The sequence below is a fragment of the Desertivirga arenae genome (genome assembly GCF_017355785.1).
GTDB classification, from domain to species: domain Bacteria; phylum Bacteroidota; class Bacteroidia; order Sphingobacteriales; family Sphingobacteriaceae; genus Desertivirga; species Desertivirga arenae.
The window spans coordinates 15,485-33,988 of record NZ_JAFEWE010000019.1 but is presented as its reverse complement, the minus strand read 5'-3'; the positions used below and the strand labels follow the sequence as shown (position 1 = coordinate 33,988).

Here is an 18,504-nt window from a genome sequence, read left to right as displayed (position 1 = left end):
TATTTATTTTTTCCAATACTCAAACAAAGGACCCTCTTCACCGAAAATCGGATCGGTTGAAGGGATGGGCACCTGAGATATATTAGCTAATGCTCTCTCGTGTTCAGCAGGCTCCCCCTTTAAAAGATCATAAGAACTACCATCAGGATAGGCGCCAATACACAAAAAGTCATCGCTTGACTTCAAGCATTTGTGAGCTACTCCAGCAGGTATTATCACAACATCACCACGAACGATCTCCACACATACACCTTCCTTACCCCCTAATTCAATATCCGCCATACCACAAAATACACCTAAAACTTCATGTGTATTGCTATGATAGTGATGATAATCGAAAATTCCATCTTTCCAGCTATTGGTCCAGTTATTCAATTTAAACCGCTCTACAATAGCTTGCGATTCATCGCCAGGATGAAGATGTAAAGCACCTTTATAGACTAGTGCTGGCAAATTAGGATTGTTAGGAAATTGCCCGTCGTCTTCAAAAATATGAGAAGCGACATGCCCGTGTATAACTTCAGAAACGTGGCTCATAGAAATTGTCTTTTCTTGGATAACAAAAGAATGAGCATTAAGATTTAAGGAAGAACGATTAAAACATCTTACCTCTCTTTAATAAATAGCTGTGTAAGATGTTGTAAAAGCCTTTATTAATGTCTGCATCTATAAGATCTATTCCATATTGGGCACACTTCAACGTCAACTCTTTCCTGAAACTCACAATACTCTCTTGATACTTTTCTTTCACCCGATGTGGATGCACCTTCATGTCCTCTCCCGTTTCAATATCAACGAAATGATAAGGTATATTTCCAAAGTCAAAATTAACCTCATGCTTAAAATCCAGAACATTGAATACAACAACTTCGTGCTTATTATATTTAAGGTGTTGCAATGCCGAAAAAATATCGGAAAGGCCCTTTTCATCAGTGCCAGTTTCAAACATATCACTGAAGATCATAACTAAAGATCTTCTATGAATAAGCTCCGCAATCTCATTCAAAGCTAATGAGACAGATGTTCTTACATCTTTACCCACATTTTTAATCAGCTTCTCCATTTCCGTGAATAGAAACTTCTGATGAGCGGTAGTTGACTTAGCCGGGGAAGAAAACTCTACTTTATCAGAAAAAAAACTCAAACCGAAAGCGTCCCGCTGTCTTTTAAATAAATACATCAAAGAGGCTGCTGAGTAAACTGAGAACAGCAATTTATTAAAGTCCGTTTTGGGGTAGTACATGGAAGAAGATATATCGATTATCAATTGGCAACGAAGGTTTGTTTCCTCTTCAAATCGTTTTACAAACATACGATCGGTACGGCCATACAGCTTCCAGTCAATATTCTTTATCGGATCTCCGGTATTATACAAGCGGTGCTCCGCAAACTCTACAGAAAATCCATGAAAGGGACTCTTGTGCAAGCCGGTAATAAAGCCTTCAACCACTTGTTTGGCTATCAGCTCCAGGCCTCCAAAATCCTGCAAGTCTTTATAAGTATTTAAATCTGGCTGCATTCAAGAAGTACAAATTAACATTATTAAAGTTAGCGGTTTAAAGTATTGCTCTAAAACAAAAAACTCCGACCATTAACTGGACGGAGTTCAATCATTCTATTAAAATATTATTTGTTATGCTATTTGCTTGCTCAATTTATCGGCAAGGACTGATTTCGGCACCGCACCGATTTGTTTGTCAACGATTTCGCCGTTTTTGAAGAACAACAAAGCAGGGATATTACGGATACCAAATTTCATTGATACACCAGGATTGTGGTCAACATTTACTTTACCTACAATCGCTTTACCTTCATATTCCTTAGATAGCTCTTCAACTACAGGACCCACCATACGGCACGGACCACACCATTCAGCCCAAAAGTCAATAAGAACCGGTTTATCTGATTTCAGCACTACTTCTTCGAAGTTTGCATCTGTAATTTCTAAAGCCATAATTATAAATATTAACAGTTATTGAATTCAAATTTACATCATCAATAACCTTACCACAAATGGAGCAAGACAATCTGACAGGGAAATGATTAAAAGAGGAAGTAGATATTGAAACCAAGATTTGTTATAGAGCCAGAAGTGGAAAGATTAAAGGAGGATCCTTTAAAATCGCGGTTTGGACTCTCGTCCCGACTATTTTTACTATACGTAGCACTTGCGTTAAGTAAATTAGCTTCAAGAGCAAGATGCTTGAAGGGAAAAAAGGCTACTCCGCCCCCTGCATTTAAACTATACAAATTGATCTTTGACTCTTGTTGATCACTAAAATTTACAAATTTGGTCCTATTTTGTGAATATCCTAATCCACCTTCTGTATAGGCATAGAATTTTTTATATAGAGGATAGTACTTTTGCAAAGCTAGGGCGCCTCCAAAACTGCTGTTACTATTTTCATAGTTTGAATTTTCCTGATCAAACTTCTGCTTGCCATAAAATCCGCTTAATTTAATTCTTGCATTATCGGTAAAAAAGTAGCCATAAGTTAGGGAATACCGGTTCTGCTTTTGGTTAGTAGTTGTGCTAGACGAGTTCCCCTTGTAGGTGTCCTTGTATTCTTCAGTACTAACTCCCAACCCAATAGCATTCGTTCCTTTTGTTTGTGACTTGGCAGTAAATGTGCAGGCAAGCGCAAGTAGCGCAGCGAATAAGGTTTTTTTCATAATTGTCTAAGTGTGTGTGTGTTTATTTAATGCAATATAGTTATTGCATGTTAAATAAAAATTAATTTAGTTAGAAAAATAGTTAAAAGATGTTAAACAATAGTAAAACAAACTCCTAGTTTAATTTATACGTGATGTTATGTTCCTGTAACTTATCTAAAAACTCATTCCCAGGAAATATTTTGAAAGTTTTCGAGGGCATATCAATCACAACAGTCTCCTCCTTAATCCTATCGTAAACAGTGAATTTCAATGCACAGTTACGGTTAGGATACTGCTCGGCATTCACTCTGAACATCTCGTCTAAATCGTCGATCAGCTTACTTGAAAGCTCCTGAAGTGGAAGCTGAATAGTAAGACTTTTAGACATTTTATCTCTAAGATCAGATAAAAGTGTAATAGAAGTAACCTTAAACTCCCAGTTGTCTTTCTGCCTGAACCTCTCAGAGGCAGTTCCTCTGATCTGCAAGAAATAACCTTCAGTGAAAAACTGCTTCCACTTCACGTAATCCTCTCCAAACAAAGCAATTTCAAAAGATTCGTGATAGTCTTCAAACATCATAGCACCAAAAGGCTTACCCATTTTGGTAGTCCTGTGCGAAGCGCTTGATACCAGTCCCCCGATTACAAGTTCTCTGTTTTTAATCTTAGCAAACTCTTCTGTATCAACCTCTGACAACTCACCACTCTTAGCTTTGTTAATTAAAGACAGATGAGCTACACGATGTTGACAGAAGTGCTCCATCTCAAATTTATAATTATCCAACGGATGCCCCGTTAAATAGATACCGATCATGTCGCGTTCGTATTTCAGCTTATCAATCAGTCCCCATTCCGGACAGTCCATTAATTGCGGCTCCGCAATCTGAGCATCAGAAGTCCCACCAAAAAGCGAGGCTTGTGAAGTACTCAAACTATTCTGATAGTCACTATTATATTTAATGAGTCTCTCAATGCCATTTAACATGGCGCCTTCTGGTTTGAAGAAAAACTGTGCCCGGTGAAAACCAAAGCAGTCAAACGCACCGCTATAAACCAGGTTCTCGTAAACTCTTTTATTAACCGTGCGTGAGTTTGTCCTTTTGGCGAAATCACAAATATCCGCATATGGGCCATTGATCCTTCTTTCCTCAATAATACTCTCTACCGCCTTCTCACCTACACCTTTAATTCCCGCCATTCCAAATCGTATCTCCCCCTTCTTATTTACACCGAAGCTGAAGTCAGACTCGTTGATATCCGGACCTAGTACATTGACACCCATTTTCCGGCACTCTTCCATAAAGAAAGAAATCTTCTCAATATTGCCCTGGTTATTTAAAACCGCAGCCATATATTCAGAAGGATAATGAGCCTTTAAATAGGCCGTTTGATAAGCAACGAATGCATAGCAGGTAGAGTGCGACTTATTGAATGCATAAGATGCAAAAGCTTCCCAGTCAGTCCAAACTTTTTCAAGGGTTTTCTCGTCGTGGCCATTCTTCTTGGCATTTTCAATAAACTGAGGCTTCAGCTTATCCAACGTTTTCCGGTCCTTTTTACCCATCGCCTTACGCAGAACGTCAGCATCACCTTTGGTAAAGTTGGCCAGCTTCTGCGATAGAAGCATCACCTGCTCCTGGTAAACTGTGATCCCGTAAGTATCGGCCAAATACTCTTCCATATCGGCCAAATCGTACTGCACAATTTCGCGACCGTGTTTACGCGCGATGAAATTCGGAATGTACTCAATTGGTCCCGGTCGATACAAGGCATTCATGGCGATCAGGTCCTCAAACTTGTCCGGTTTTAGCTCGCGCAAATACATCTGCATCCCATCACTTTCAAACTGGAATGTCCCGTTTGTATCTCCGCGCTGATACAGCTCAAATGTTTTTTCGTCCGTTAGCGAAACGTAATCAATATCAATATCTACGTGATGATTACGCTTAATCATACGGAGGGCATCCTTGATAATAGTCAGCGTTTTAAGACCCAAAAAGTCCATTTTGATAACGCCAGCATCCTCTATCACTTTACCGTCAAACTGCGTAACTAAAAGATCAGAATCTTTAGCCGTAGCAACCGGAATAATATTGGTAAGATCTTCCGGGGCAATAATGATACCCGCAGCGTGAATACCCGTATTTCTAACCGAACCTTCAAGCTTTCCAGCCTCCTTTAGAACTTTCGCTCTCAGATCAGTCCCTTTTAGGATATCCTGAAGCTCTGGCACCTGAGCAAATGCATCCTTAAGAGTAATCCCTAAGGTGTCTGGAACAAGCTTTTTAAGCGCAGCTACCTCTGATAAAGGAACATCCAATACACGTGCAACGTCCTGAATACTGGTACGGGCAGCCATTGAACCATAAGTAATAATCTGAGCTACTTGATTTTTCCCGTATTTGTCTACCGTATAATCAATTACCTTCTGGCGTCCCTCATCATCGAAATCCGTATCAATATCGGGCATCGACTTCCTGTCTGGATTAAGGAAACGCTCAAACAGAAGATTATATTTAATGGGGTCAATATTGGTGATATCTATACAATAGGCTACTGCCGAACCAGCTGCCGAACCCCGGCCTGGCCCTACAAACACTCCCAAATCGCGCCCAGCTTTGATAAAGTCGGATACAATCAAGAAGTATCCGGCAAAACCCATAATCTTTATCGTGTTTAACTCAAAATCCAGGCGCTCCTGAATTTCGGGTGTAATTACTTCATACCGCCGACGGGCTCCTGTCATTGTTAAGTGACGTAGAAATTCCCACTGGTTTAAAACATCATCGGCGTGAATCTTGAATTCCTGAGGAATAGGAAAGTTAGGAAGCATGATGTCCCGCTTCAACTTTAGGTGTTCTACCTTATCTACTATTTCGTTTGTATTATCCAACGACTCAGGGAGATCATGAAACAGCTGAGCCATCTCTGCCTGCGTTTTAAAATAGAACTGATCGTTAGGGAAACCAAAGCGATACCCTTTACCACCTTCTTCATCGGTAGCAATTGGCGTACTCTGCAAATCCCCTGTGTTCACACATAACAAAATATCGTGAGCATTGGAATCTTCCTGATCTACGTAGTGTGAATCATTCGAGCAGATGATCTTTACGTTGTACTTTTTCGCGAACTTCAAAAGCACCTGGTTTACGATCTCCTGCTCAGGAATACGGTGACGCTGCAGTTCTATATAATAATCCTCGCCAAAAATATCCAGCCACCACTTAAACTCCTTCTCAGCTTCCTCCTCACCCTTTTTCAGGATAGCCTGAGGTACAGACGCTCCAATACAGCAGGTAGTGGCTATAAGACCTTCGTGATGCTTTAAAATAAGCTCTTTATCAATACGAGGCCACTTGCTATACAAGCCCTCCATAAATCCGTAAGAGCATAACTTTACTAGGTTTTTATATCCGGTAGGGTTTTTAGCAAGAAATAATTGGTGACAACGTACGTCTTTATTTTCTTTGGTAAATTGCTTTTTATGACGGTCCTCTACAACATAAAACTCACATCCTACAATTGGCTTTACATTGTGCTTTGCTGCTTCAGCTACAAATTTGAATACACCAAACATATTACCATGATCAGTAATAGCAAGGGCTTTCATTCCATCGGCCGCAGCTTTTTTATAAAGCCGGGAAATATCCGCAGCCCCATCAAGCAGTGAAAATTGTGTATGTACGTGTAAATGAGAAAATTCCGGCATCAGCTAATCATTCAAAAGACGATTTCGAAGTTACGGATTTTATTGTTTTTGGAAGTAGCTGTTGAGAAAATGTGACTTAAACAAAGAGAATTAAACCACAATACCCTATTTTGAAACAAGATTTGAAGGCCGATAAAAAAGCATATATCCTCCTGAAGCTAATGGAATACTTAGTAAGATCAGGATTAAAGTTTGTCTTTAAAAGCTTTCTAATCCTATTTAAATATTTTCCTCTGTAAGCTCTACATCCTCAGTTCTCACCATAAGCTTCCTACCCTGATAATCTACCCAAAGATCATTCCAACCACTACTATCATAACCGAGGAAAACAAGGTAAGGATCATTGGAATCAAAGCCGTCAAAAACTTTACCTTTAAATACTAGCTTCTGCCCTTCAGAAAGTTGAACGTGTTTTTTCATATGTAATATTTTTCAATAATAGGATAGTTAGGAAGATAATTATAAAATTAGGAATTGATTTTTAAGAAACAATTAATTCTGCAAAAAATCAATATTATATTTTCAAAGCCTTTAAACCTAACAAACAAAAACGGCTCTTAAATGCTTATCGTATATCCAATATATGGAAAAAAACGACGACATTTTACCAGCTTTTTTTTGCGTACCAGACATCACGGGCTTTACGAAATTTATCGCCACGGCAGATATTTCCTTTAGCAAGGACTTCATTGCAGGACTACTCAGGCGGTTGATAAATGCGAACATGCTGCGTATGAATATAGGAGAGATCGAGGGGGATGCTATTTTCTTTTACAGAACAGGTAGACTGCCTGCTATTAAGCAAGTTGCAAAACAGTGTCAAAGCTTATTTGAAACTTTTTACAATTACATTGACGTTGTGCAAAAAGAAGATCCTGAGAATTATGAAAAGCATTTGGCGAATGGAGGACTTGGATTAAAGATCATTATCCATTTTGGTCATATTAGCTCTGCCAATATTAAAGGACGAACTAAGCTTATAGGAGAAGATGTAATAATCACTCATAAACTTTTGAAAAACGGAATCGAAGAATACGAATATATCCTTTTAACGGAAAGCTACCTGAATAAGATAAAAAAGAAAGATGTAAGTTTTTGGTTCCATTGGGACGAGCTAAAGCAAGGCACAGAAGAATATGATCATTTGGGACAGGTACATTATTACTATATTCCTTACCAGCGGCAGTTCATCGAGGCAGTTCAACCGGTAAAGCCCTAACTGACACGAATTATAAGAGCCAAGCAGCACTTGCTGCTTAGCCCGAAGGTTTTTAACCATAGGAGAACATCATTATTATTACGAAGCCCATTGCACATAGGATGAGGCCACCCATAAAGATATTATAAGACCAGCTTAACAACTTATACTTTTTAACCAATACAGCACCCAGGTAATAAATATCTACCGTCATACTGTCATACAATTCATCATTCCGGTCCTTCAATTCTTTCATTCTGCCCAAAAACTCATTAAGCTGCAATTGAGCGAAATTTCCGAAGAACAAAATACTGCTATCCTTTTTAGAAAGCTCATAACGTTCTTTTGTAGTAACATTAGGCCTTGAGGATAATATAGCAAATACTACAGCGAGTAAACTTGTTACCAACAGAAGTGCAATAGGTATTACAAAGCGAAGACTGCCGAACTCATCCTGCCCTGAAAAAGTATAGCCAGAACCAAAGAGCGTTATTACCAGTGAAATAATAATAGTGTTAATACTGATCATTATATTGGCTTTATTGTCGGCAATAGAACTGAGATTGATATGATATGAATAAACTGCACGATAAAGAGTTTCAATTCCGCGACCTTCCTTTTTCGGCTTATTGTCCGGCGTGTTTTTTTCAAGCTTAACCTTCAACTTTTCATACTCAACTCTCAAAACTTCTATTTTTTCACGCTGCTTCCTTATGTTCTCCTCTCTAAAGTCGCCAAATTGAACCGTAGCTTCTTCCGTTACAAAAGATTTTGAAATCAAAAAACCTAACTGTTCTTCCGCCCACTCCAAATCGGTGTACTTCTTATTCAACACCCTCTCCCACTCAATACGAAGCAACTCTGCACGTTCAGCAAACCGCTTCTTACCCATATTTATATAATCCGCATCATGTAGTATTTCCTGAAGCGTACCGCTCGGTTTTGAGGACGCCTTCGTCGATAAGATCAAATCCTCAATCTTATTTATATCTTCCTGCGGATAATCATTCTTTAGAAAATCTTTCAGTATTCTAACACTTACTTCTTCGTGCCCCTGGCAAGTTTCTGTGTAACCGGTGTCGTGAAAAAGAGCTGCAAGCATTAAGATTTCAAAGTCGCGACTGGTTAGATTATAGGCTTCTGCCAGTTCACGGCATGCCTTTGCGGTTTGCAATGTATGCTTATAGTTATGGTAAACAAAGTCTGGTTTTAACTTCTCGCGCAGTAAATTGAAAACAAACTCCTGAGCGCTTTTAACAATAGGGTTATTATTTTTCATTTAAAAAAACTGTTTTTATTAAAGATGATATCGCTGCAAAGGAAAGTTCTTTTTTATTTGCCGACCAAAACTCAAAATTCCGGCAATTAGTTCTTCCCAAAGCTTAAAACTATAATTTATAATGCGGGTTATTATAAAACTTTTAATGTTACAGCACTAATCATCAGAACATCCAATGAACAGAATATTTGCTTTTTTGTTAGTAGCTTTTTTAACTTCCTGTCAAAACTCCGACAGTAAAAACCGGTCAGAAGCCGGAAAGGAGGATAAGACCGAGCAATCAGAGAGAGATAAAGAGGTGCTCGAACCAGACGACACAAAGCTTTATCCATTACCTATGGAACTTAAAGAGATCTCTGGAATAGCTTTCCTGGACGACCATACCGTTATCGCTATTCAAGATGAAGAAGGGATCCTTTATTACTATGATCTCATTCAAAAAGAAATCGTAAAGAAACAAGATTTTTGGAAGGGGAAAGACTATGAAGATCTCGTTATCGCAGGTAACGATCTTTACGTCCTGCAGAGCAATGGTACGTTGTACGAAATGAAAAATTTTAAAGCGGGTATTTCCAGGCCTACGGTTTACAAAACACCGCTTAGCTCAGAAAACAACATGGAAGGGTTGGCATATGATCAAAAAAATAACCGCCTCCTGTTATCAGTGAAGGACTTGAGCCTTGACGGAGATAAATCTCACAAAGACATTTACGCTTTTGATCTAAAAACAAAAACCCTCAATACGAAAGCTGTTTATTCCATCAGTTTGACAGAAGTGGAGAGTTATTTTTCCGGCGACAAGCTGGAAGAGTTCTCGAAAAAACTACTAAAGACGGTCGGGAATAAAAACTTAAACGAGGTATTCCGGACATCTGCGATCACCCTTAATCCTCAAACGGGAGAACTTTATGCGTTATCTTCTTTAAATAATGTAATAGCGATCCTTGATAAGACCAGTAAAATAACACGGATATTGGAATTTGATGGTAAAGAATTCAGCCAGCCCGAGGGGCTCGCCTTTTCACCAGATGGTAAGCTATATATCTCGAATGAAGGAAAAAAATTTCCAGCTAATATAATAGAGGTTAATTATGCAGAGTAAGTTAGTGAAGTGCTTTTTTTACGTTCTGTTAAGTTTCCTTCCCTTAAGCAGCTGCATAAGCTTGAAGCCGTATTACGCGAAGAATCAATCAAAGTGGAATGAAGTTTCGCCACCCGACTCTATAAAACTCAAATATTCGGTCTTTTTAATAGGAGATGCTGGAAAACCTAGTGATAACCGGCAGGAACCTGTTTTGAAATTATTGCAGAAACAACTTTATGATAGTACAAGAACAACTCTTTCGGCAGCAGATACTAATTATTCAAGGCCAGAAGATATTATAATATTCCTTGGAGATAACATCTACGAGACCGGTTTACCAGAGCCCGAAGCGGCAGACCGGAAGGAAAAGGAGCGAAGAATAGTTGAACAGATGAAGGTTGTAAAAAACTTCAGGGGCAAAAAGATCTTCATCCCCGGAAATCACGACTGGAACGAGATGAGGCCGGGAGGGCTGGCAGCAGTTAATCGCGAAGAAGCATTCGTAGAAGCATATCTGAACGACGGAGATACCTTCATACCTACCAATGGTTGTCCCGGGCCTGTCGAGCTACAGGTGAATAAAGATCTGGTAATGATCCTTATCGACAGTGAATGGTGGTTGCATAAATATGAAAAGCCGATAGCCCCCGACAATGGCTGTACTGCAGGAAGTCGTCTTGAAGTTATCGAGCAAGTGAAAGATATTATCGTTCGTAACAAAGGAAAAAATATTTTGCTTGCTCAACATCATCCCTTGTTTACCAATGGTACACACGGAGGATTCTTTTCGCTAAAAGACTATATATTCCCATTAACCCTTATACGAGATAGGGCCTATATTCCACTTCCGGTTATCGGATCAATTTATCCCCTGATGCGGAAATATGGAGTTTCCCCCCAGGACCTTTCCAACAAGGACTATCAGCAGTTGAAACGGGGTTTACTTGCCATTCTTGCAGACGAACCGAACGTTGTGATGGCAACGGGGCATGAGCACGCTTTACAATTTAACAAATACGAGAACCTGAACCATATTATCAGTGGTGCAGGATCAAAATCAAGTCCCCTGGTAAAAGGCAATGGAGCTAGTTTTGCTCATGGAGATAAAGGCTTCGCCCGTTTGAATTACTACGATAACGGTCAGTGCTGGGTGGAATTCTGGGAACCTGAAGGAGACGGGTCGACAGGCAAACTTGTTTTCCGGACTCCACTGTATGCAATTCCACCCAAAGGCAAAGTAGAACTGGCTGAAGAAAAACAGCTGAATTATAAAGACAGTGTAAAGGTTATTGCAGCAGGTGAAGAGTATCAGGCCAGCGGGTATAGAAGACGCCTGTATGGTGAACACTATCGTGATACCTGGGCAGTGCCCGTCACTGCGCCATATCTCGACCTTTCAACCTACGGAGGAGGACTAACCCCGATAAAAATGGGTGGAGGAAAACAGACAACCTCCTTACAGCTACAAGGAAAAGATGGAAAGCTTTACCAGTTCAGATCTATCAGTAAAGATCCTAGTTCGTTGCTCCCGCAGGGACTTGTAAAAACCTTTGCCGAAGATTTCCTTCAGGATCAGATATCTTCGGCAAACCCTTATGGAGGTTTGGTAATTCCGCCAATGGCTAAAAAGATCGGCATCTATTATGTTAATCCCCAGCTAGTGTATATGCCGGCAAGCCGTTTGCTTGGGCCTTACATTCAGCAAGTGGGAGGCAAGTTAGGAACCATCGAAATAAGGCCCGACGAAGACGTATCAGGGGTAAAAGCTTTTGGAAATGCAGATAAAGCTGTTAGTACCCGGAAAATGTATGAGGAAATACGTGAGGACAATGATAACGAAGTAGACCAGAAGATGTTCCTGAGAGCAAGGCTATTCGATATGTTGATCAATGACTGGGACCGCCATGAGGACCAATGGCGATGGGCCGAATTTAAAAAGGAAAAAGGTTCGTTATTCCGTCCTATTCCTCGTGATCATGATCAGGCATTTTCTAAATACGACGGTTTTATCCCGTCATTGGTAAGCAGCATAGCCCCGGGCATTGAAGCGTTCACAGACAGAATAAAAAACGTTAAAAAAATAAATACCGCAGCCCGAAATCTGGACAGGAACTTCTTAAATAAATTAACCTCCAATGAATGGATGGAAATCTCTAACGATATTAAGAGCAAATTAACAGATGCAACTATTGATTCGGCTGTAAGGAGTATGCCTCCAGAAGCATATAAAATGTCTGGAGAGGAAATAAGTGCCAAATTGAAAGCAAGACGCAGCCAGATAACACAAGTTGCAGAAGATTACTACAAAGAGCTCGCCAGGGAAGTCCGCATCTCCGGCACCGACAAAAAGGAGTTTGTGCAAATCATTGGCCTCGGAGATAGCACACGGATAAAAATCAACAAGATCAACCGCGAAGAAAAGATTGAACAAACTATTTATGATCGAACCTTCAAAAAAACCGAAACTGATGAAATTCAGATCTTTACACTTAGCGGACGAGATAGTATCGTTGCAAGCGGAGACAAATCTAAAATAAAGGTCAGAGTTGTGGGAGGTGAAGGTAAAGACTTTATTGCCGATAAGAGTGAAGCAGCCCTGGGCAATTCAATTGTTTTTTATGACAGCAATGAAGGTAACAAAATAGATAAAGGAGACAATCTTCGCACTCAATTATCAGGTAACCCTTACATTCACTATTATGATCCAAACTGGTTTAACTATGATATAGCTACTCCCCTTCCGTCTTTCGATTACAATGCAGACGATGGTTTCTTTTTTGGGGCAGGTTTTTCAAGGGTCCACTACGGATTTAGAAAGCAACCTTACAGCTACAAACAAACAGTTAAAGCAAATTATGCACCTAAAACAGGAGCCTATACAATAAACTACAAGGGAGATTTCTATTCACTCTTTAAACGAAACAACGACTTGCTGATACGCAGTTCTTTCAATGGACCTAAATATACTTTCAACTATTACGGAGAGGGTAACTCGACGCCTAACATTGGGGACGACATCGACTTCTTCAGGGTAAGGACAAAGAATTTGAGCCTTGCTGCCTTCTATCAGAAACGCTTCACAGAAGCTTTCAGAGTAGGAATCGGGCCGGGTTATGAGCACTACTGGCTGGAAAAACAAGATAACAGGTTCCTTACTAGTGCGGATTTTCCGGATAAAAAGGACACCGATAATCCTTCCCGTTTCGCAACCGTAAACACCTTTGCCAATCTTAACTATGTAGATCAGGAGATTTTTCCTACTCGCGGTATTAGATGGTTTAACAGCGCAAGGTATTTTTCTGAAGTCAGAGGAACAGGTCACAACTTCTTACAGCTAAAAAGTAATGTTGCTTTTTATGGAACACCTAATTTTAGTTTCCCAATGACACTTGCGGTTCAATTTGGCGCTGCTACGAATATTGGTGATTATAAGTTTTTTCAGGCTAATTCATTGGGAAGCAATACATATTTAAGAGGCTACAGAAATAACAGGTTCGCAGGCAGGAGCTATTTGTTCAACAATACAGAACTTCGATTAACAGTATCTAACGTACGAAACTACTTTTTGACAGGGACATACGGAGTTTTCGGCTTCTTTGATTCGGGAAGAGTATTTTCTGATAATCCTGAGAAGAATACCTGGCACACAGGTTATGGGCCAGGTATATGGGTTAACTTCTACAATAAGTTTCTCGTTTCAGCAGGTTACGGAATGTCTAAAGAAGGAGGCTATTTTTCCATCAATGGTGGCTTCGCTTTTTAATTAAAGGCAATAAAAAAGCGGCTCAGAAATCGATGAGCCGCTTTTTTATACTTAAATTTCTAAATTTAAACCGTTAAATTATTTACTTATTTCTGCTGCAAGTTTTAATGCATTATAAGCATTAACAACACCACCAGTTACGCTAATATCAGATAACTTTACTTTCTTATTTTCTCCATCTTCTTTAATCTTCACCTTTTGCTCAACCTTTACTACAGACCTCATAATGATGTCTTTTACCTGAGGAGCTGTCAGTGAAGGATAATAGGAACGAATTAAGGCAGCTAGACCAGCAACTACCGGAGAAGCCATACTGGTGCCATCTTCCTCCTTATATTTAGAACCAGGAGTAGTTGAGTTAATCTGAACACCTGGAGCAAACACATCAACTGCGTACTTTCCATAGTTGGAGAAGTTAGCCACAAGCGTTTCATCATTCTTCCATTTTGAAGCTCCCACTTCTATCCAATTTTTTGCTTGTGGTCCATTAAACTTTACAGAATCAGGTTTCGGCTTAGGCATCTCCATAGGACGCATCATACCTCCCATACCCATAGTTTGGGGACCTCTCCCTTGAGCTCCCCTGGCAAGAAGATCAAGTCTGTTACCTGGCAGGTTGGCAAAGTTTACGTTAGTTGTGTCAGTATGGTAATACTTATTCGGAAAATTATTACTAAAATCATTGTTCTTACCATCATTACCAGCGGCATGAACAAGAAGGACGTCCTTCTTTTCAGCGTACCTAACTGCACTGTCTACTGCAGCCTTATCCCAGGAAAAGCTTTTACCAAAACTCATATTAATCACCTTCGCGCCATTATCAACGGCGTATCTTATTGCATTAGCCACATCCTTATCCCTTTCGTCACCATCAGGAACGGTACGCACTCCCATAATACGCACATTGTCCGCTACACCTTTAATTCCTAATTTGTTCGTACGATCAGCTGCAATAATCCCAGCTACGTGAGTTCCGTGAAGAGCATCCGGACCAGTAATATCAGCGTTTCCATATATCTTCTCGTAGCTATTTGCATAATTGTCACCTATAGAATCTCTTGGATCAAAAGACACATTGAGATGATAGTTCAATTGACTGTTAAAATACTTCACAGCGTCCATAAGCTCTTCTTTAACCGCTGGATAATCCGGATTATCTTTCAACTCCGATTTTACGATTTTCAGAACTTTTGATTCAACATCATTCCTTGAGTTATAATCTTCAATATCCTTTTTCGTTACCGGTTTCTTTCCAATCCTTGCCTCGATAGAATCAAGTGTCTTAGCAACTACTGAGTAATTTTCATAGCCCACGCGTGCTCGCTGCAACTTATCCATTTGCTCAGTCACCAGCTTCTTATACAAACTAAACTCTTTTCGCTCCTGAGGAGTAAGTGGCGTTGAATTAAGGACAGAGGCATACTTATCCTGGTAAATGCGGATTAAACGAACAGCCTCAAGGTTATCAAAACGCACGTTGCCTTTAGCTGAACCTAAAAAGTTCCAACCATAAATATCATCAACATAACCATTATTATCGTCGTCTTTATTGTTTCCTGCTATTTCTTTAGGATTCTTCCACATCACGCTCCTCAAGTCCTCATGCTCCTCGTCTACGCCACCGTCAATAACAGCCACTACCACCGGAACGCTTTTCTTACCTCTAACAAGGTCGTAAGCCTTTTCTGTACTAATTCCAAAAACTCCATCTTTCTGAAGGTCAAGATTTTGCCAGTTAGGCTTCACCGCCTCCTTCTTCTGCGCATAGACGCCCAAGGGCAAAAGAAGCCCCAATATTATTATCCTTTTTAGTAGAATCATACTCTAATTATCTAAGTGTTACACTAAACGCAACGTTACGCTAGTAAATTATTAACAAATTCCTTAACTACAAAAATCCGACAAAAGTGAATTTTTCTTTTAACAATAATTAACGCTTCACAACTTTGTTTTAGAACCCAAAGTATTTACGTGGTAAATCATCTTTATATGGCTTATTCCACCATCCCTCAGCATAATCCAACATCTTCACCCTCTTTTAAATTGCTATGAAAATCAGACCTATAGAAAAACAAAAGGTTTAAATCTCATCCCTAAATCCTTAACATATTAATAACAGCTTTTATACATTAAGGAAAGACATCCTAGTTAGATTTGATAAGAGATAAAAACAAACGCTATGAAATACTCAATTTTTCAAATGTTGCTATCATTCAAAGAATGGCTTTTTCTAAAGGCTATGATATCTTCTTTCCGCCATTAATTAAATTTCCTGATATTGGGCGAAGAAAGACGGCCTGTGCGCCAAAATGAAAGAGGATAATTTGCAAAATCTAAAACGAGAACAATTCGGAGATAATTTTCGCTGGGGTGTATCAACGGCCGCATATCAGATAGAAGGAGCCTTTGATGTAGATGGAAAAGGTCTGTCCATCTGGGATGTCTTTACGCAAAAAAGAGGAAAAGTTAAAGATCGGCAACACGGACAAGTAGCTTGTGATTTTTACAATTGCTACCAGGGGGACATCAATCTAATCAAACAGCTCAACATCCCCGATTTCCGCTTTTCAATTAGCTGGTCCCGTATCTTGCCTGAAGGTAAAGGACGAATAAATCAGTCAGGAATTGATTACTACAAAAGAGTTATAGAGTATTGCCTGGAAAAGGATATAAATCCATGGTTAACTGTTTACCACTGGGATCTGCCTTTCGCATTAGAACAAAAAGGAGGCTGGACTAATCGCGATGTTGTAGGCTGGTTCTCGGATTTCACCTCCCTCTGTGCGCAGAACTTTGGAGATACTGTAAAACACTGGATGGTTATGAACGAGCCCTCCGTATTTACAGGGGCAGGCTATTTCATGGGCATCCACGCTCCGGGGCGTCGAGGCATGGGCAACTTTGCTCCTGCAATTCATCACACAGCCCTTTCAATTGCCGAGGGCGGACGTATTCTACGCAATACTATCCCAGATGCCGAAATAGGAACTACATTTTCCTGTACCTATATCGAACCCTATTCTAACAGTCCGAGAGACTTAGCTGCAGCAAAAAGGGCCGATACTTTATTAAACCGCCTATTTATCGAGCCGGTTCTTGGCCTGGGTTATCCTGTAAATGACCTCCCGGTACTAAGAAAGCTCGAAAAACATATTAAATCTGGAGACGAAGCAAAACTTACCTTCGATTTTGATTTTATTGGCTTGCAAAATTATACCAGAGAAATCGTAAAGTCATCCTTCTTCACACCCTATATCGGTGCAAGACTGGTAAAAGCTGAAAAAAGAAAAGTGCCCACCACAACTATGGGTTGGGAGGTTTATCCTTCAGCAATATACCATATCCTTAAAAAGTTCGACGCGTACCCGCAGATAAGAAAGATCATAATTACTGAAAATGGCGCAGCTTTTCCTGATACTGTTCAGGACGGGTCTGTCAAAGACGAAAAAAGAGTCAAGTATTTGCAGGATCATATAGCACAAGTATTAAAAGCCAAACAGGAAGGATGTAAGGTAGAAGGATATTTCGTGTGGACCCTTACCGATAATTTTGAATGGGCAGAAGGCTATCATCCTCGTTTCGGTCTGATTTATGTTAACTTCAAAACACAGGAAAGAATAGTTAAAGATTCCGGAAAATGGTTCAGTAGCTTTTTAGGATCGTAAAGAATAGATCTTTCGTCTTTCCTTTTTTACTAACAGCTTCTATGATCCGACTGATATTTCTGGTTATACTTTTCCTTTTATCGCTGCTGACTATTTTTCCAGCACCCACTTATCATCTTTGGTTAATCGCAATACTGGTTACTGAATACTCATTGGCCTTTGTACTCCTTAGTCTGCTGGCACTGGTGGTGTTGAAAAGTTCATCATGGCAAACCACAGGCAATGCAATAGGTATTTTAGCAATCCTGCTTTTCAGTTATCCAATTATAAAAGCCTATTTCATCGGTAGCTCATTAAAATGGAACATGCAGCAACAGTCAAATTCCGAAAGCATTCCATTTAGCTTCAGTACCTTGTTAACTCGAAGCAACACTAGAACTATTGCTTATAAGTCCTTTCGCTATACAAGGGAAGATAAACAGAAATTAGAACTAAAATTTTTTCCATCTTCAAAAGCAGGAATCAGGCCATGTGTCATTGTTATTCATGGAGGTTCCTGGAAAAGCGGAGACAATGATCAATTGCCTGAATTGAACTCCTATCTCGCATATGAGGGGTACCATGTTGCTGCGATCAATTACCGGCTCGCTCCAATATACAAGAGTCCATCGCCAATTGAAGATGTGAAACAGGCATTAAGCTATCTAATCGAGCATTCCAAGGAACTTTCTATTGACACCACAAAATTTGTATTACTTGGCCGCTCTGCTGGAGCTCAAATTGCTCTTCTGGCAGCATACACTATTGCAAATGCAGGAATTAAAGGCGTTGTGGATTTTTATGGTCCGGCCGATATGGTCTGGGGATACTCTATCCCTGCCAATCCTCTTGTAATGGATTCCAGAAAAGTAATGGAAGATTATCTGGGTGGCACCTACCAGCAAATACCTGAACAATACCAAAAGAGCTCTCCCCTGTTATTTGTTAATAAACAATCGGTTCCAACCTTAATTATTCACGGAAAAAATGATGTATTGGTTGCCTACGAACACAGCCAGCGACTATACAAGAAACTCCAGGAGAATAACATACAGACCCATTTCCTAAGCCTCCCCTGGGCAACGCACGGGTTTGACTTTAATATAAACGGTCCCGGTGGGCAATTATCCACTTATGCAGTCACCTCCTTCCTAGAGAAGGTATGCAGGTAA

Annotated in this window: 13 protein-coding genes; 5 read left to right on the top strand and 8 right to left on the bottom strand. The window is 39.9% G+C overall.

Going from position 1 to position 18,504, the window contains the following annotated elements; genetic code table 11:
• Nucleotides 1–3 precede the first annotated feature (3 nt).
• The 6 genes from J4N24_RS23725 to J4N24_RS23700 all read right to left on the bottom strand — a co-directional run bounded on the left by J4N24_RS23725 (nucleotide 4) and on the right by J4N24_RS23700 (nucleotide 6,784).
• Nucleotides 4–537 (bottom strand): hypothetical protein, encoded by a 534-nt coding sequence (locus tag J4N24_RS23725; RefSeq protein ID WP_207536236.1) that lies wholly within the window; start codon nucleotides 535–537, stop codon nucleotides 4–6.
• Nucleotides 538–595: 58 nt separating this feature from the next.
• Nucleotides 596–1,519: a DUF58 domain-containing protein gene (locus J4N24_RS23720; protein WP_207536235.1), complete on the bottom strand. Its 924-nt coding sequence runs from the start codon at nucleotides 1,517–1,519 to the stop codon at nucleotides 596–598.
• 114 nt (nucleotides 1,520–1,633) lie between these two features.
• A complete protein-coding gene (gene trxA, locus J4N24_RS23715) occupies nucleotides 1,634–1,954 on the bottom strand; it encodes a thioredoxin (protein WP_207536234.1) in 321 nt (106 codons plus the stop codon).
• Nucleotides 1,955–2,043: 89 nt separating this feature from the next.
• On the bottom strand, nucleotides 2,044–2,673 hold the full coding sequence (locus tag J4N24_RS23710; protein ID WP_207536233.1) for an outer membrane beta-barrel protein: 630 nt from the start codon (nucleotides 2,671–2,673) through the stop codon (nucleotides 2,044–2,046).
• 115 nt (nucleotides 2,674–2,788) lie between these two features.
• On the bottom strand, nucleotides 2,789–6,364 hold the full coding sequence (gene dnaE, locus J4N24_RS23705) for a DNA polymerase III subunit alpha (protein ID WP_207536232.1): 3,576 nt from the start codon (nucleotides 6,362–6,364) through the stop codon (nucleotides 2,789–2,791).
• Between the two features lie 219 nt (nucleotides 6,365–6,583).
• Nucleotides 6,584–6,784, bottom strand: a complete 201-nt coding sequence (locus J4N24_RS23700; protein ID WP_207536231.1) for a hypothetical protein — start codon at nucleotides 6,782–6,784, stop codon at nucleotides 6,584–6,586.
• A 163-nt stretch (nucleotides 6,785–6,947) separates the two neighbouring features.
• Here J4N24_RS23700 and J4N24_RS23695 point away from each other — a divergent pair, with 163 nt between their 5' ends.
• Entirely contained in the window at nucleotides 6,948–7,583 is a 636-nt protein-coding gene (locus J4N24_RS23695) for a DUF2652 domain-containing protein (RefSeq protein WP_207536230.1), read from the top strand.
• A gap of 52 nt (nucleotides 7,584–7,635) precedes the next feature.
• Here J4N24_RS23695 and J4N24_RS23690 read toward each other — a convergent pair whose 3' ends face one another.
• The gene (locus J4N24_RS23690; RefSeq protein WP_207536229.1) at nucleotides 7,636–8,841 is read right to left on the bottom strand and encodes a Pycsar system effector family protein; all 1,206 of its coding nucleotides are present in this window, start codon (nucleotides 8,839–8,841) and stop codon (nucleotides 7,636–7,638) included.
• 175 nt (nucleotides 8,842–9,016) lie between these two features.
• Between J4N24_RS23690 and J4N24_RS23685 the strand changes: the two genes are divergently transcribed.
• Nucleotides 9,017–9,943 (top strand): SdiA-regulated domain-containing protein, encoded by a 927-nt coding sequence (locus J4N24_RS23685; RefSeq protein WP_207536228.1) that lies wholly within the window; start codon nucleotides 9,017–9,019, stop codon nucleotides 9,941–9,943.
• The gene (locus J4N24_RS23680; protein ID WP_207536227.1) at nucleotides 9,933–13,688 is read left to right on the top strand and encodes a BamA/TamA family outer membrane protein; all 3,756 of its coding nucleotides are present in this window, start codon (nucleotides 9,933–9,935) and stop codon (nucleotides 13,686–13,688) included. The genes J4N24_RS23685 and J4N24_RS23680 overlap by 11 nt, the downstream gene beginning before the upstream one ends.
• 78 nt (nucleotides 13,689–13,766) lie before the next feature.
• Here the strand turns inward: J4N24_RS23680 and J4N24_RS25795 are convergent, their stop codons facing one another.
• Nucleotides 13,767–15,509, bottom strand: coding sequence for a S8 family peptidase (locus J4N24_RS25795; protein WP_207536226.1), 1,743 nt, complete (start codon nucleotides 15,507–15,509; stop codon nucleotides 13,767–13,769).
• Between the two features lie 488 nt (nucleotides 15,510–15,997).
• Between J4N24_RS25795 and J4N24_RS23670 the strand changes: the two genes are divergently transcribed.
• Together J4N24_RS23670 and J4N24_RS23665 are read left to right on the top strand one after the other, a co-directional pair.
• Nucleotides 15,998–17,353 carry a GH1 family beta-glucosidase gene (locus J4N24_RS23670; RefSeq protein WP_207536225.1) on the top strand — a complete coding sequence of 452 codons (1,356 nt, stop codon included), beginning with the start codon at nucleotides 15,998–16,000 and terminating at the stop codon, nucleotides 17,351–17,353.
• Between the two features lie 41 nt (nucleotides 17,354–17,394).
• Entirely contained in the window at nucleotides 17,395–18,504 is a 1,110-nt protein-coding gene (locus tag J4N24_RS23665) for an alpha/beta hydrolase (RefSeq protein WP_207536224.1), read from the top strand.

Excerpts from the sequence above, each read along its gene's own strand:
- J4N24_RS23685 (WP_207536228.1), top strand. The coding sequence starts at position 9,017 with ATGAACAGAATATTTGCTTTTTTGTTAGTAGCTTTTTTAACTTCCTGT.
- trxA (WP_207536234.1), bottom strand. The coding sequence starts at position 1,954 with ATGGCTTTAGAAATTACAGATGCAAACTTCGAAGAAGTAGTGCTGAAA.
- J4N24_RS23670 (WP_207536225.1), top strand. The coding sequence starts at position 15,998 with ATGAAAGAGGATAATTTGCAAAATCTAAAACGAGAACAATTCGGAGAT.
- J4N24_RS23700 (WP_207536231.1), bottom strand. The coding sequence starts at position 6,784 with ATGAAAAAACACGTTCAACTTTCTGAAGGGCAGAAGCTAGTATTTAAA.
- J4N24_RS23695 (WP_207536230.1), top strand. The coding sequence starts at position 6,948 with ATGGAAAAAAACGACGACATTTTACCAGCTTTTTTTTGCGTACCAGAC.
- J4N24_RS23720 (WP_207536235.1), bottom strand. The coding sequence starts at position 1,519 with ATGCAGCCAGATTTAAATACTTATAAAGACTTGCAGGATTTTGGAGGC.
- J4N24_RS23690 (WP_207536229.1), bottom strand. The coding sequence starts at position 8,841 with ATGAAAAATAATAACCCTATTGTTAAAAGCGCTCAGGAGTTTGTTTTC.
- J4N24_RS23725 (WP_207536236.1), bottom strand. The coding sequence starts at position 537 with ATGAGCCACGTTTCTGAAGTTATACACGGGCATGTCGCTTCTCATATT.
- J4N24_RS23665 (WP_207536224.1), top strand. The coding sequence starts at position 17,395 with ATGATCCGACTGATATTTCTGGTTATACTTTTCCTTTTATCGCTGCTG.
- dnaE (WP_207536232.1), bottom strand. The coding sequence starts at position 6,364 with ATGCCGGAATTTTCTCATTTACACGTACATACACAATTTTCACTGCTT.
- J4N24_RS23680 (WP_207536227.1), top strand. The coding sequence starts at position 9,933 with ATGCAGAGTAAGTTAGTGAAGTGCTTTTTTTACGTTCTGTTAAGTTTC.
- J4N24_RS25795 (WP_207536226.1), bottom strand. The coding sequence starts at position 15,509 with ATGATTCTACTAAAAAGGATAATAATATTGGGGCTTCTTTTGCCCTTG.
- J4N24_RS23710 (WP_207536233.1), bottom strand. The coding sequence starts at position 2,673 with ATGAAAAAAACCTTATTCGCTGCGCTACTTGCGCTTGCCTGCACATTT.